General features: G+C 57.6%; 13 protein-coding genes. 7 read left to right on the plus strand and 6 right to left on the minus strand.

Going from position 1 to position 14,109, the window contains the following annotated elements; all coding sequences use genetic code 11:
• The first annotated feature begins 5 nt into the window (after nt 1–5).
• Both hpnD and hpnE read left to right on the plus strand, forming a co-directional pair.
• Nucleotides 6–869 (plus strand): presqualene diphosphate synthase HpnD, encoded by an 864-nt coding sequence (hpnD, locus tag D0C27_RS14990; RefSeq protein WP_137431245.1) that lies wholly within the window; start codon nt 6–8, stop codon nt 867–869.
• On the plus strand, nt 866–2,152 hold the full coding sequence (hpnE, locus tag D0C27_RS14995) for a hydroxysqualene dehydroxylase HpnE (RefSeq protein WP_009461632.1): 1,287 nt from the start codon (nt 866–868) through the stop codon (nt 2,150–2,152). Before hpnD ends, hpnE begins: the two co-directional genes overlap by 4 nt.
• Before the next feature lie 16 nt (nt 2,153–2,168).
• Here the strand turns inward: hpnE and speG are convergent, their stop codons facing one another.
• The 4 genes from speG to alaC all read right to left on the minus strand — a co-directional run bounded on the left by speG (nt 2,169) and on the right by alaC (nt 6,929).
• Nucleotides 2,169–2,726, minus strand: a complete 558-nt coding sequence (gene speG / locus D0C27_RS15000; RefSeq protein WP_009461630.1) for a spermidine N1-acetyltransferase — start codon at nt 2,724–2,726, stop codon at nt 2,169–2,171.
• Nucleotides 2,727–3,037: 311 nt separating this feature from the next.
• A complete protein-coding gene (thrC, locus tag D0C27_RS15005) occupies nt 3,038–4,447 on the minus strand; it encodes a threonine synthase (RefSeq protein WP_060185754.1) in 1,410 nt (469 codons plus the stop codon).
• Nucleotides 4,447–5,745, minus strand: a complete 1,299-nt coding sequence (locus D0C27_RS15010) for a homoserine dehydrogenase (RefSeq protein ID WP_022983573.1) — start codon at nt 5,743–5,745, stop codon at nt 4,447–4,449. The genes thrC and D0C27_RS15010 overlap by 1 nt, the downstream gene beginning before the upstream one ends.
• The gene (alaC, locus tag D0C27_RS15015) at nt 5,742–6,929 is read right to left on the minus strand and encodes an alanine transaminase (RefSeq protein WP_137431246.1); all 1,188 of its coding nucleotides are present in this window, start codon (nt 6,927–6,929) and stop codon (nt 5,742–5,744) included. Before alaC ends, D0C27_RS15010 begins: the two co-directional genes overlap by 4 nt.
• Nucleotides 6,930–7,096: 167 nt before the next feature.
• Between alaC and D0C27_RS15020 the strand changes: the two genes are divergently transcribed.
• From D0C27_RS15020 to D0C27_RS15040, 5 genes are all read left to right on the plus strand, one after another.
• Nucleotides 7,097–7,540 carry an Mth938-like domain-containing protein gene (locus tag D0C27_RS15020; protein WP_115634067.1) on the plus strand — a complete coding sequence of 148 codons (444 nt, stop codon included), beginning with the start codon at nt 7,097–7,099 and terminating at the stop codon, nt 7,538–7,540.
• Nucleotides 7,537–8,004: a peroxiredoxin gene (locus D0C27_RS15025; RefSeq protein ID WP_137431247.1), complete on the plus strand. Its 468-nt coding sequence runs from the start codon at nt 7,537–7,539 to the stop codon at nt 8,002–8,004. Before D0C27_RS15020 ends, D0C27_RS15025 begins: the two co-directional genes overlap by 4 nt.
• 52 nt (nt 8,005–8,056) lie before the next feature.
• Nucleotides 8,057–9,781 carry a PhoH family protein gene (locus D0C27_RS15030; RefSeq protein ID WP_060185752.1) on the plus strand — a complete coding sequence of 575 codons (1,725 nt, stop codon included), beginning with the start codon at nt 8,057–8,059 and terminating at the stop codon, nt 9,779–9,781.
• Between the two features lie 116 nt (nt 9,782–9,897).
• Nucleotides 9,898–10,890: a 4-hydroxythreonine-4-phosphate dehydrogenase PdxA gene (pdxA, locus tag D0C27_RS15035; protein ID WP_035270748.1), complete on the plus strand. Its 993-nt coding sequence runs from the start codon at nt 9,898–9,900 to the stop codon at nt 10,888–10,890.
• Nucleotides 10,887–11,858, plus strand: a complete 972-nt coding sequence (locus D0C27_RS15040; RefSeq protein WP_137431248.1) for a bile acid:sodium symporter family protein — start codon at nt 10,887–10,889, stop codon at nt 11,856–11,858. The genes pdxA and D0C27_RS15040 overlap by 4 nt, the downstream gene beginning before the upstream one ends.
• 144 nt (nt 11,859–12,002) lie before the next feature.
• Here D0C27_RS15040 and D0C27_RS15045 read toward each other — a convergent pair whose 3' ends face one another.
• On the minus strand, nt 12,003–13,373 hold the full coding sequence (locus D0C27_RS15045) for a replicative DNA helicase (protein WP_009457570.1): 1,371 nt from the start codon (nt 13,371–13,373) through the stop codon (nt 12,003–12,005).
• 274 nt (nt 13,374–13,647) lie between these two features.
• Complete coding sequence (rplI, locus tag D0C27_RS15050) at nt 13,648–14,103, minus strand: 50S ribosomal protein L9 (protein ID WP_009457571.1); 456 nt, start codon at nt 14,101–14,103, stop codon at nt 13,648–13,650.
• Between the last annotated feature and the right edge of the window lie 6 nt (nt 14,104–14,109).

The raw sequence follows: 14,109 nt of genomic DNA on the forward strand, positions 1-14,109 counted from the left end.
CGTCCATGAGCCCAGACGAGTATTGTCAGAACAAGGCAGCCCAGAGCGGCTCCAGTTTTTACTACGCCTTTTTGTTTCTGCCGCCTGAACGCCGCCGTGCCATCACGGCGCTGTACGCGTTTTGCCGCGAGGTGGACGACGTGGTGGACGAGGTTCACGAGGAATCGGTTGCCCGCATGAAGCTGGTCTGGTGGCGCACGCAAGTGGCCGATCTGTACGAAGGCCGTGCCCATCACCCGGTCATGCAGGCCCTGGCGCCTCATATCAAGGCGTTCGATCTGCCTCAGGACGAACTGCTGGCCGTGATTGACGGCATGGAAATGGATCTGGACCAGGTTCGCTACCAAAGCTGGACCGAGCTGGAACGCTACTGTTGGCACGCCGCCAGCGTGGTGGGACTGCTGTCGGCGCGTATTTTTGGCCAAACCCAGGAACAGACCAGCGACTATGCCCAAAAACTGGGCCTGGCTTTTCAGCTGACCAATATTATCCGTGATGTAGGCGATGACGCTCGTCGTGGCCGCATCTACCTGCCCCAGGAAGATCTGGACAAGTTTGGTGTGTCACCTCACGAGATCCTGGATCAACAGCATTCGGAGCGCTTCGAGGCCCTGATGGCCTTTCAAACCGAACGCGCCCAGGACTTGTACCGCCAGGCCATGCGCACCCTGCCCGCTGTGGACCGCCGGGCACAACGCCCAGGCCTGTTGATGGCCGCCATCTACCATGCCCTGCTGGTAGAAATTGCCAATGATCGTTGGCATGTGCTGGAACAGCGCATTTCGCTGACACCCATTCGCAAATTCTGGTTGGCCTGGAAAACCTGGGTATCGGGCGGCCGCAGCTTGCAACGCAAACTGGGCCGATGAAAGTCGCGGTTATCGGGGCGGGCTGGGCGGGCTGTGCTGCCGCCTGGCGGCTGAAGACGCAAGGCCATCAGGTCAGTGTCTTTGAAGCCTCGCGCCATATAGGCGGGCGTGCCCGCCGCATCCACAGCCCCAATCTGGGGCGTGATACCGATAATGGCCAGCACATCATGCTGGGCGCCTACTCCGTCATTCTGGGTTTGATGGGGGAAATCGGGCTGGACGAAGCATCCCGTCTGGAACGCAAGGATCTGGACGTGATCTCGGCCGATGGGCGCTTTCGCCTGCGCAATCGCCCCTTGCCTGCCCCCTTCCATTTATTGACTGGCCTGCTAGGCGCCCAGGGCCTGAGCTGGTCGCAGAAAATCAAGCTGGCACGTTTTTGCCGCTGGCTGATGAAACAGCAATGGCGCACCCCGGATGGTCTGACGGTTTTGCAGCTCCTGGAGCAGCATCAGCAAGACAGCCAGGTCATCCGTTTGTTCTGGCAGCCGCTCTGCGTGGCGGCCATGAACACGCCCATTGAGCAAGCCTGCGCCCAACTCTTTGCCCATGTCTTGCGCGACAGCCTGGGCGGTCCCCGGCAAGCCAGCCAAACCTTGATTCCCTTGATGGATTTAAGCCAGCTCTGGTGCGAGCCCGCCCTGCGTGACATTCAGCTACAGCTGGGCCACAGAGTACAAAGACTGGAACTGACAGAGTCAGGTGTACAAATTGACGGCCTGCAGTTTGATGCAGCCATTGTGGCCTGCCCTCCCGTACAGGCTGCGCGCCTGCTGCATAGCCTACCCAGCAGCCCGGCCAGCGAACAACTGCTGGCCGATCTGGAAGCCTTCAGCTACATCCCTATTGCCACCCTGTATCTGGAATTGGAACAGGCCTGGAATCTGCCCCATTCCATGTTGATGCTGGACGATAAAAGCGGCAGTGGTGGCCAATGGCTGTTTGATCACAGCGCCCTGAAACCGGGCAGCGGTGAAACGCTGGTGGGGATTGTCATCAGCGATGCTGTGCGCCTGCAAGCGCTGGACCGCGAGCAAGCCATTGCCGCGATCATCGAGCAGGTACGCAGCCAGACCCGGCACCTGAAAGCCATGCCTGCCATACGGGCCAGCGAGCTGATTATCGAAAAACGGGCCACGTTTGCGGCTGTGCCCGGTCTGCGTCGCCCTTCGGTAGCGACACCTTGGCCAGCTATTCGCCTGGCAGGCGACTGGACCGATACCGGCTACCCCGGTGTGCTGGAAGGCGCTGTGCGCAGCGGGCTGAAAGCCGCGCATCTGTAAGGGCCACGACTGAGCACTACTGCGCCGACGGTGTCAGCAAAGTTTGCGCAGGCTTATGAGCGGCCAGAAACTCCGATTGAAACAGGCACATGCGCACCACATCCCGATATTGGCCGTTAATGAAGAACTCGTGCTTGAGCTCGCCTTCCACCTGAAAACCAAACTTCTGATAAATGTGAATGGCCTTGTGGTTTTCCTTGTCCACAATCAGCACGATCTTGTACAGGTTCAGCACTCCAAAGCCGTACTCGATAGCCAGCTTGGTCGCCCGCGAGGCAATGCCCTTGCCCTGGAACTCCGGCGCAATAATGATCTGGAACTCTGCCCGGCGGTGTACATAATCAATTTCCACCAGTTCCACCACGCCGGACGGCTGCCCTTCCCACTCCACAACGAAACGACGTTCACGCTGATCGTGAATATGCTCATCGTACAGAGCCGCCAGCTCGCCATAGGTTTCGTAAGGTTCCTCGAACCAGTAGCGCATCACGCTGGCGTTATTGTCCAGCAAATGCACAAAGCGCAAGTCTTCGCGCTCCAGCGGGCGTAATTTAACGTGAGTCGTTTTACTCATGATTTTTCTATCCTTTCTCTATGTTCGATAGACGAGCCGCCTATCTGCCTATACCAAAGGCCATAGACATCATGCCCGCATATCGTGTGTTTTTGATGAAGGCCTGATAGAAAAAGTTCAGTTGGCTGCAAAACCGCAGCCCGACCAGTCTTGCGGCAAAACCGGCCAAAAACGCAAAAACCCCGATTTCTGCTTTCCTGCATAGCAAACTGAACATCAGTCAGGCCAGCAGGAATATCAAAATCGGGGTTTGAAACTACTACCTAGCCGCTGTGGCTGCGCCAGCCCGGAGCTAGCGCAGGTAGCGGGCATCAGGTTGGGGCGTGTTCCTCGATGTAGCGACGTACTTGAGCTACATCCGAATCCATCACCACCACCTTCTGTGGCAAGTCTGCCAAACCGGTCAGGTGCGCAGGCACCGGAGCGGGCTGACCAATCGCTTCTTCGATTGTCTCGGAGAACTTGGCAGGCAGCGCGGTTTCCAGCACCAGCATGGGGATGCCTTCTTCGCGGAAGTTCTGAGCCACCTTGACGGCGTCTGCCGTGTGCGGGTCGATCAGAGTCTGGTACTGCTTGTTCACCTGAGCAATGGTGTTCAGACGATCCTGGTGCGAGCTGGCACCAGCCACAAAGCCGAACTCTTCCTGGAAGCGTGGCAGATGCTCGCTCAGGTCGAATTGGCCTTCTTTGGCCAGCTGCTCCCACAATGCCTTGACCTTGCTGCCATCACGGCCCAGCAGATCAAACACAAAGCGCTCGAAGTTGGAGGCGCGGGAAATGTCCATGGATGGGCTGGACGTGGCGTAAGTTTGCTCGGAACCACGGGGACGATAAATACCGGTGCGGAAGAATTCTTCCAGCACGTTGTTTTCGTTGGTGGCCAGAACCAGCTTGGCGATAGGCAGCCCCATCTGACGAGCAATGTGGCCCGACAGAATATTGCCGAAGTTACCCGAAGGAACGGCAAAAGAGACTTTCTGACCCGCCTGGCTGGTGCTTCGCAGCCAGCCCCAGAAGTAGTACACCACCTGAGCCGAAATGCGGGCCCAGTTAATGGAGTTCACGGCGCCCAGATGCCATTTGGACTTGAACTCCAGATCACCCGCCAAGGCCTTGACGATGTCCTGGCAATCATCGAACACACCTTTCACCGACAGGTTGTGGATGTTTTCGTCTTGCAAGGAGTACATCTGAGCGCGTTGGAAAGCACTCATGCGACCATAAGGCGAGAGCATGAACACGCTGACGCCACGCTTGCCGCGCAAGGCGTATTCAGCCGCCGAACCCGTGTCGCCAGACGTGGCACCCACAATGTTCAAGGTGCTGTTGCGCTGTGTCAGCACGTATTCGAAAACCTGGCCCAGGAACTGCATGGCCATGTCTTTAAAAGCCAGGGTTGGGCCTTGGGACAAGCCCAGCAAGGAGAAACCGGGTTCCAGTTCCTTGACCGGTACCACCTGCTCGCTGTCGAACACGCCGGGGGCATAAGCACGTGCCGTCAAGGCGGACAGTTCATCAGCCGGAATATCGGTGACGAACAGGCCCAGCACTTTGGCGGCCAGTTCGGGGTAGCTCAGGGCGCGCCAGGACTCCAGCGTTTCTGCACTGACTTGAGGGTAGCTCTCTGGCATGGCCAAACCGCCATCCGGAGCCAAGCCTTCCAGCAAGATGTCCGAAAATGGCTGGGCCTTCATGCCGCCACGGGTAGAGATGTAATTCATTACAGGTTCTCCACGCGCAAACGGGTCACGGCAGACTGTACAAAGGGTAGATTCTGAATCTGGCTGATCGCGCCATTAATGGCACCTTCACGCGCTTCATGCGTCAGGAAGATGATGTCAGCCTGTTCACCGGCTGGCTCCTGGAACATGGAACCGATCGAGATCGAGGCTTGCGCCAGAATGCGAGCCACATCAGCCAGAACACCAGGACGGTCATCCACACGCAAACGCAGGTAGTACGAGGACACCACTTCATCCATAGGCAGGATGGGCGTATCGGACATGGCGTTGTGCTGGAAGGCCAGGTAAGGCACGCGATGTTCCGGTTCTGCCGTTTGCAGACGGGTCACATCCACCAGGTCCGCCACCACCGCCGAGGCGGTTGGCAAGGCGCCGGCACCGGCACCGTAGTAAACGGTTTGGCCCACGGCATCGCCATGCACCAGCACCGCGTTCATGGCACCTTGGACATTGGCCAGCATGCTTTGCAGTGGAACCAGTGTGGGGTGTACGCGCAGTTCGATACCTTCCTCACGGGCGCGGGTAATACCCAGCAGCTTGATGTTGTAGCCCAGGCGTTGTGCGTGTTGCAGGTCTTCCAGTGCCAGGCTGGTAATGCCTTCCACGTGAGCCTTGCTAAATTGCACGGGGATACCAAAGGCCAGGGAGGCCAGCAGGCTCAGCTTGTGCGCAGCATCCACACCTTCAATGTCGAAAGTAGGATCGGCTTCGGCGTAACCCAGACGCTGGGCATCGGCCAGGGCTTCAGCAAAGCTGACACCACGGTTGCGCATTTCGGACAGGATGTAGTTGGTGGTGCCGTTGATAATGCCGGCCAGCCACTGAATACGGTTGGCCGTCAGGCCTTCGCGAATTGCCTTGATGATAGGAATACCACCGGCCACAGCGGCTTCGAAGGCCACCATGACGCTACGCTCGTGAGCAGCGGCAAAAATCTTGTTGCCATGCTTGGCCAGCAGCGCCTTGTTGGCGGTGACCACGTGCTTGCCCTGGGCAATGGCTTCCATGACCCACTCGCGTGCCAGGGTGTCGCCACCCACCAGCTCGACCACAATATCGATCTCGGGGTTGCGCACCACATCCATGCCGTCTGTGGTCAGGGTGACCTCGTCCCCAACCAGCGCACGTGCCTTTTCCAGGTCACGCACAGCAATAGCGACCACCTCAATACGGCGACCGGCGCGGCGAGCGATTTCATCTGCATTGCGTTTCAATACGTTCCAGGTGCCGCTGCCAACCACACCCAAACCCAGCAAACCTACTTTGATAGGACTCATTGAACAAATCCGTCCTTACGGAACATTTCTTTGATGCCGCGTACCGCCTGACGGGTACGTTGCTCGTTTTCGATCAGCGCAAAGCGCACATAATTGTCGCCATACTCACCAAAGCCGATGCCGGGGGATACGGCTACTTTGGCATCGCTCAGTAAGCGCTTGGCAAACTCCAGCGAACCGATGTCCTTGTAGAACTCGGGAATCTTGGCCCAGATATACATTGATGCCTTGGGGACATCGACCATCCAGCCTGCTTCATGCAGGCCCTTGGCCAATACGTCGCGACGGCGGCGGTACTGCTCCACCACCTCGCTGACACAATCTTGTGGTCCTTCCAGCGCCGCAATGGCGGCCACCTGAATCGGTGTGAAGGTACCGTAGTCGTGATAGCTCTTGATACGTGCCAGGGCATTGACCAAGGACTCGTTCCCCACCATGAAGCCAATACGCCAGCCGGCCATATTGTAGCTTTTGCTCATGGTAAAAAACTCGACTGCGTCATCGCGCGCACCTTCCACCTGCATGATGGAGGGGGCCACGTAGCCGTCAAAGGTAATGTCGGCATAGGCCAGATCGTGCACCACCAGAATATTGTGCTCGCGTGCCAGCGCCACAATACGCTCAAAAAAGGACAGTTCCACACACTGGGCCGTCGGATTGCTGGGAAAACCCAGAATCATCATTTTGGGCTTGGGAATGGACTCCCGCACGGCTTTTTCGATTTCCTCGAAAAAGTCCACGCCGGGGACCATGGGCACCGAACGGATATTCGCGCCGGCAATGACGGCACCATATATATGAATCGGGTAGCTGGGGTTGGGCACCAGAACGGTGTCGCCCTTGTCCAGGGTTGCCAGCATCAAGTGGGCCAGACCTTCTTTGGAACCGATGGTAACGATCGCTTCACTATCAGGATCCAAGTGCACATTGTAGCGGCGCTCGTACCAATTGGTCACGGCTCGGCGCAGACGCGGAATGCCTTTGGAGACAGAATAACCATGAGTGTCCGGGCGGGTGGCCGCCTCGACCAGCTTTTCCACGATGTGCGCCGGTGTCGCGCCGTCCGGGTTCCCCATGGACATGTCGATAATGTCCTCGCCACGACGGCGGGCGGCCATTTTCAGCTCGCCTGTAATGTTGAACACGTAAGGCGGCAAACGCTCGATGCGCGGAAAGCGAATCATGACATTCCTTGAGAAGAAAACAGCGAAGACCCAAACCAAAAGGTGCGAAGTAAATCAAAGAGTTTAATCCATGATTGACTTACTGAGAATCACTGCAAACAGATCAGGTGCCGCATCGTCCCTGACTCTTTGCGCTATCATCGACCCTGTAACGGGAGAGACTCATCGTGCAACTGCAACGCGAACACAATCCAGCCATGAATGCCATCACCGCTTACGGTGAGGACTATGTGGCAATCAACTTTCAAAACCACGATCATTCCATCTTCTTTAGCCCTGAAGGTCCTGTGCAGGACCTGGCCATTCAAAGCGCAACCGAGCTGACAGCCCCGTTGCTGCGCCGGATTGCCGGACTGGAATCGGTCAAGCAAGACCCCATGGCCTTTCTGGACGACGCCCCACCGGCGCGCCCTGACAACGCCCCCGAATTGATCTTGATTGGGACTGGCCAGCGCCAACACTTTCTGCACCCGGCTGTCACGCAGGAGCTGCTGCAGTGGGGCATAGGTGTGGAAATCATGGATACCCAGGCCGCCGCCAGAACCTACAATATCCTCATGTCCGAAGGCCGCAAAGTTGTCGCCGCCTTACTCATACAGGAAAAAGCATGACAGCCCTACAAATTGGTGCCCCCATCCCCGACTTTTCCGTGCCCTCCACCCAGGGCGAGTTCAGCGCCGCTGACCTGAAAGGAAAAATGACAGTGTTGTACTTTTACCCCAAAGACAACACGCCGGGCTGCACCACCGAGTCCCAGAATTTCCGCGATGCCCTGACCGAATTTCAGGCTGCAGGCGCGCAAATCATTGGCGTTTCGCGCGACTCGCTCAGTTCGCACGAACGTTTTATCGACAAGCAAGCCCTGACTTTCCCTTTGCTTGCCGACACCGAAGAGCGCTTGTGCGAACTGTTTGGGGTCATGAAAATGAAAAACATGTACAGTAAACAGGTACGTGGCATCGAGCGCAGCACCTTTTTGATCGACGCCCAAGGTGTGTTGATTCAAGAATGGCGTGGCATCAAAGTGCCCGGCCACGTCCAAGCTGTATTACAGGCTGTTCAGCAAGCCGCCTGAAACCTTACCGTGCCGACTTGCAGGTCGGCACACAACCAGGAGTACGTGTTATATGCCGCTACCAACGTTGCCCACCAAGCTGGGAACCCTGCTTAGCGAAAAAGATGACAGTGTCATCCTTGCCGATCCACCCGTACCACTAGACGAACCCGACACTCCCCCCGCCAGCCCCAAAGCCGCCCCCAGTAAAGCGGCTGCTACGCCACGCTCCAAAAAGCCTGCGCCCGTCAAAACGGCGCCCGCGGCCCCCGCAGCAGCGCCTGCGCCCGCCAGTGTGGCCAAAGCAGCTCCCAGCAAAAGCGCTGCCGCCAGCCCTGCCCAGGCTCCCAAGCCTGTCGCCGGCGCAGCCAGCAAACGCACCCGTCTGGCCCCCACCCAGCGCAAATTGTTTGTGCTGGATACCAACGTCTTGCTGCACGACTCCAATTCGCTGTTCAAATTTGAAGAGCATGACATCTTCCTGCCCATGATGGTGCTGGAAGAGCTGGATCACCAGAAAAAGGGCCTGTCCGAAGTGGCTCGTAATGCACGTCAGGTCAGCCGCTCCCTGGAAGGTCTGGTGGGCGATCATGGTCTGGACAAGCCCATCAATCTGGATGGCATCGGCAATACCGAAGCGCGTGGCGCCGTCACCTTCCAGACCAGCGCTCTGGATACCACCCTGCCTATCCAGCTGCCGCTGGGCAAGGCGGACAACGCCATTTTGGCCGTGGTCAATGCCCTGACCCAGAGCATGCCCAAACGCGAAGTGGTGCTGGTGTCCAAAGACATCAATATGCGTCTGAAGGCCAAGGCACTGGGCCTGCTGGCCGAAGACTACCGCCACGATCACGTTCTGGATGACTCCGACCTGCTGTATGACGGTGTCATGCCCTTGCCGGACAATTTCTGGACCAAGCACGGCAAGAACATGGAGTCCTGGCAACAGGGTGGCACCACCTTCTACCGTATCAGCGGACCGCTGTGCAGCCAGTTCATGGTCAACCAGTTCGTATTTACCGAAGGCGACGATCCCTTGTATGCCCAGGTACGCGAAACCGCTGGCAATACCGCCGTACTGGCCACCTTGCGCGACTACAGTCACGGCAAGAACAACGTCTGGGGCATTACGGCTCGCAACCGCGAACAGAACTTTGCCCTGAACCTGTTGATGAACCCGGATTTTGATTTCGTCTCCCTGCTGGGCCATGCCGGTACCGGTAAAACGCTGCTGGCCCTGGCCAGTGCGTTGACCCAAACCCTGGAGACCAAGCGCTACAACGAGATCATCATCACCCGTGCCACCGTGCCTGTCGGAGATGACATTGGCTTCCTGCCCGGTACCGAGGAAGAGAAAATGCAGCCCTGGATGGGTGCGCTGGAAGACAACCTGGAAGTCCTGCACCTGGGCACCGGCAAGTCCTCCAGCAACCTGAACAACCCACAAGGCACCGAGGCTCCGCGCAACTCCACCATGGAACTGGTGCGCTCCAAGATCAAGGTCAAATCCCTGAGCTTCATGCGCGGTCGTACCTTCATGAACAAGTTCCTGATCATCGACGAGGCGCAGAACCTGACGCCCAAGCAGATGAAAACACTGGTGACGCGCGCCGGTCCAGGAACTAAAATCGTCTGCTTGGGCAATATTGCCCAGATCGACACGCCCTACCTGACCGAGGGCAGTTCGGGGCTGACCTACGTAGTAGACCGATTCAAAGGCTGGCCGCATGCAGGCCACATTACCTTGCAACGTGGTGAGCGCTCCCGTCTGGCCGATTACGCCAGCGACGCACTCTAAACCGAATCGCTACTCACTCAAACCGGGTCCTGGACCCGGTTTTTTTTTACCGCCAGGCTGCATCAAGGCCAACAAGCACAGCAAAGACGCAGCGTGGAGGATTTTTAATGACTGTTATGAAACGTACCGCACAGCCCATCGGGCTTACCATGGGCGATGCCGCTGGCATAGGCCCGGAAATTATTGCCCGCCTGATTGTTGAAGGCCTGCCCCACCCCGCCGTAGTCTATGGCGATGCGGGTGCGCTGCGCCGTGCCCTGACACTGATTGGCGCCGACCAGGACTGGCACGTCGAGGAGGTGGAGCAGCCTGTTTGCACACCCAAGGGGCTCATTGCCGTCCTGAATCGCTGGCAAGCCCTGCCCGACGATCTGCCCTATGGCGAAGTTAACGCTCAGGCCGGACGCGGCGCCTACGAATACCTGTGCCACGCTATTGATGATGCCCAAGCCGGTCTGATCCGTGCCATCGTCACCGCCCCACTGAACAAGCTTGCCATGCAAAAAGGCGGTATCGATGCCCCTGGCCACACCGAGATTCTGGCCGAGCGCAGCCACACCGAGCACTACGCCATGATGCTGGCTAACGAACACTTGCGCTCCATTCTGGTCACCATTCACGAACCGCTGGCCCGTGTCCCCTCCCTGATTACTACAGAACGCGTCTTGCAAACCATCCGGCTGGCACAGTTGGCCTGCACCCAGGCCGGGATCGCCAAGCCCCGTGTGGCTGTGGCAGGCTTGAACCCCCATGCCGGTGAGGGCGGCAAATTCGGCTCTGAGGATATTGAGCAGATCACACCGGCCATTGAACAAGCCTGCGCCGAAGGCATCCAGGCCAGCGGCCCCTGGCCCGGCGACACGATCTTCATGCGGGCTCGTCAGGGAGAGTTCGATATTGTGGTGGCCCAGTACCATGACCAAGGGCTGATTCCCATCAAGCTGCTGGGTCTGGACGAAGGCGTGAACGTGACAGTGGGCCTGCCCTTTATTCGCACCAGTGTCGACCACGGCACCGCGTACGACATTGCCGGACAGGGTAAGGCCGACGCCTCCTCTCTGGGCTATGCCTACCGTATGGCTCTTTCCATGAGCGCGCATCAAGCATGATCAGGCGCTTACCGATTGACCCGTTTTTGCTAAAGCTGTTTGCCACTGTTGCTCTTGCCAGCCTGCTGCCCGCCCAAGGTTGGGGCGTGCCGCTGTTTCAACACATCACGCAGATCGCGATTGCCCTGCTGTTCTTTCTGCATGGTGCTCGTCTGTCACGAGAGGCCATTTGGGGCGGCTTGTCTCACTGGCGCTTGCACCTGCTGATTCTGTCCGTCACCTTCCTGCTCTTCCCGATTCTCGGCAGTGGCGTGGCGGCTGTGCTGCGTCCCTGGCTAACCGACAATCTGTACCTGGGAATTCTGTTTCTGGCTTGCCTGCCCAGCACCGTGCAATCTGCGGTGGCGCTGACCGCAATGGCCAGAGGGAATGTGCCGGTGTCGATTTGCAGCGCCTCGGCCTCCACCTTGCTGGGCGTGTTCATCACTCCCTTGCTGGTCGGCATCATGCTGGCGGGTGCCACCAGCGCCCAGGCCACCGTGTCGCTGGAGGCGGTGGGAAAGATCATGCTGCAGCTATTTTTCCCCTTTGTCTTCGGGCATATGCTGCGTCCCCTGATCGGAGCCTGGGTCATGAAGCGCCAGCAACTGCTGAAAGTCGTGGATCAGGGATCGATTCTGCTGGTGGTGTATACGGCCTTTTCGGGCGCGGTGGTGGGCGGCCTGTGGTCCTCCACCCCATTGAGTGCCTTGGGACTGATTGTGCTGTCCAACGCCGTTCTGCTGACCTTGGCGCAAGTGCTGGCCTGGAACCTGGGGCGCTGGCTGGGCTTTTCCTTTGAGGACCGTGTCAGCCTGCTGATGTGCGGCTCCAATAAAAGCCTGAGCAGCGGCATCCCGATTGCCAATGTCATTTTCCCCAGTGCCATGGTCGGGCCTATCATCTTGCCGATCATGTTGTTTCACCAGTGGCAGCTACTGGTATGTGCATGGCTGGCGAAACGGCTGGCGGCCCGGAGTGAAAACTAAGAGAACGGCGAACCACCTTGCCTGACTACCCATACACGCTGAACGATGAATAAAAAAGAGGCATACTTTGGTATGCCTCTTTTTTGTCCTGACATCTGGCAAACGGCCTCACAAGCCCGCGCACTGAAGCAGCCACTGTGCTTTTTAATTGGGCATGTAATCCAGAAAGCGCGTGCTGGCTCCGGCGAAGGTCAAGCGAACCGAACCAATAGGACCGTTACGCTGTTTACCAATAATAATTTCAGCCGTGCCTTTATCGGGCGAGTCCGGGTTGTAGACCTCGTCACGGTAAATAAACAAGATCAAGTCAGCATCCTGCTCAATAGCACCGGATTCGCGCAAGTCACTCATCACTGGGCGCTTGTTGGGCCGTTGCTCCAGGCTTCGGTTCAACTGCGACAAAGCAATCAAGGGACAATTCAATTCTTTGGCCAGACCTTTCAAGGAACGACTGATTTCAGAAATTTCCGTTGCCCGGTTCTCGCCACCGCTTGAGGACATCAGCTGCAAGTAGTCGATGATGATCAAGCCCAGTTGGCCACACTGTCGTGCCAGACGTCGAGCTCGTGCCCGCACTTCCATGGACGACAGGCCGGGCGTTTCATCAATGTAAATCTGGGCCTCCTGCACCTGCTGCACGGCATGTGTCAGACGTGGCCAATCGTCGGCTGTCAGCTTGCCGGTACGCATACGGTGCTGGTCCAGCAAACCGACCGAACCGACCATACGCATGGCCAACTGCACCGCGCCCATTTCCATGGAGAACACGGCAACGGGCAAACCCTGGGCAATCGCAACGTGCTCGCCAATATTCATGGAAAACGAAGTTTTACCCATGGAAGGACGACCCGCCACAATCACCAGGTCGCCTGGCTGCAAGCCTGACGTCATCTTGTCCAGGTCAATAAAGCCAGTTGGGACCCCGGTTACTTCCGAATCGCCTTCGCGGTGATACAGCTCGTCAATACGTTCCACCACCTGGCTTAGCAGGGGCTGGATTTCCAGAAAGCCCTGCGAACCACGCGCCCCTTCCTGGGCAATCTGAAACACACGGGTTTCCGCCTCGTCCAGAATCTGCCGGGCCTCCTTGCCCTGCGGATTGAAGGCGGCCGAGGAAATATCATCAGCAACGGTGACCAGCTTGCGCAGCGTGGAACGTTCGCGAACGATCTCGGCGTAGCGACGAATATTGGCCGCCGATGGCGTGTTGTGAGCCAGCGCATTCAAATAGGCCAGCCCACCCACCTCCTCCTGCTTGCCTGCAACCGACAAGGACTCAAAGACCGTGACGACGTCGGCAGGACGGGCCAGACCAATCAAGCGGGTAATGTGTTGCCAGATCAGCTTGTGATCAAAACGATAAAAATCCTCGTCGGTGACAATATCGGCCACCCGGTCAAACGCGGCATTATCGAGCAACAAGCCACCGAGCACCGACTGCTCCGCCTCAATGGAATGAGGCGGGACCCTGAGGTAGTCCAGCGTTGAATCGGATTTGGCTGACTTGCTTTCCATGCATATACCTTCAAATCAAGGAAAAAAATCGACGCCGCAGCCAACAGAATGTGTTGTGCGGGCTTGAACAGTATGTGTATCTGGGGTCAGAACAGTCAGGCTCAACAGCGTGCTGGGCTGACAGGACCGAATGCGGCAATACAGTCACGCCGCAGGCGTGCTGGCTCTCTTCAAACAGAATGAAGAGAAAACAAAAAAGCCGGCTTGCACCGGCTTTTTTGAGCTTGGCAGATACACTCCATGAAAGAATGTACCATGCGTCAACGCGCTAGGCTTAGGCTACATCGCCTTGAACCACAACGTTGATTTCAGCGATCACGTCAGGGTGCAGAACAACCTGAACGGGGTACTCGCCAATGGCTTTCAGGTGACCGTCTGGCAGACGAACCTGAGTCTTGACCAGGTCGGCAAAGCCGGCATTTTGCAATGCATTGGCGATGTCCATGGTGGTCACGGAACCAAACAAACGACCGTCCACGCCGGCTTTTTGAACCAGGGTGAAAGCTTGGCCGTTCAACTTTTCGTTCTGAGCCTGAGCAGCGGCCAGCTTTTCAGCTTGCAGCTTTTCCAGTTCGGCACGGCGTGCTTCGAACTCTTGCAGAGCGGCAGCCGTAGCACGGCGAGCAACTTTGCGTGGCAGCAGGAAATTACGGGCGTAACCATCACGTACGCGCACAACGTCACCCAGATTACCCAGGTTGGCGACTTTTTCGAGCAAAATAACTTGCATGACTAA

This window comes from Alcaligenes faecalis (assembly GCF_005311025.1).
GTDB lineage: Bacteria > Pseudomonadota > Gammaproteobacteria > Burkholderiales > Burkholderiaceae_B > Alcaligenes > Alcaligenes phenolicus.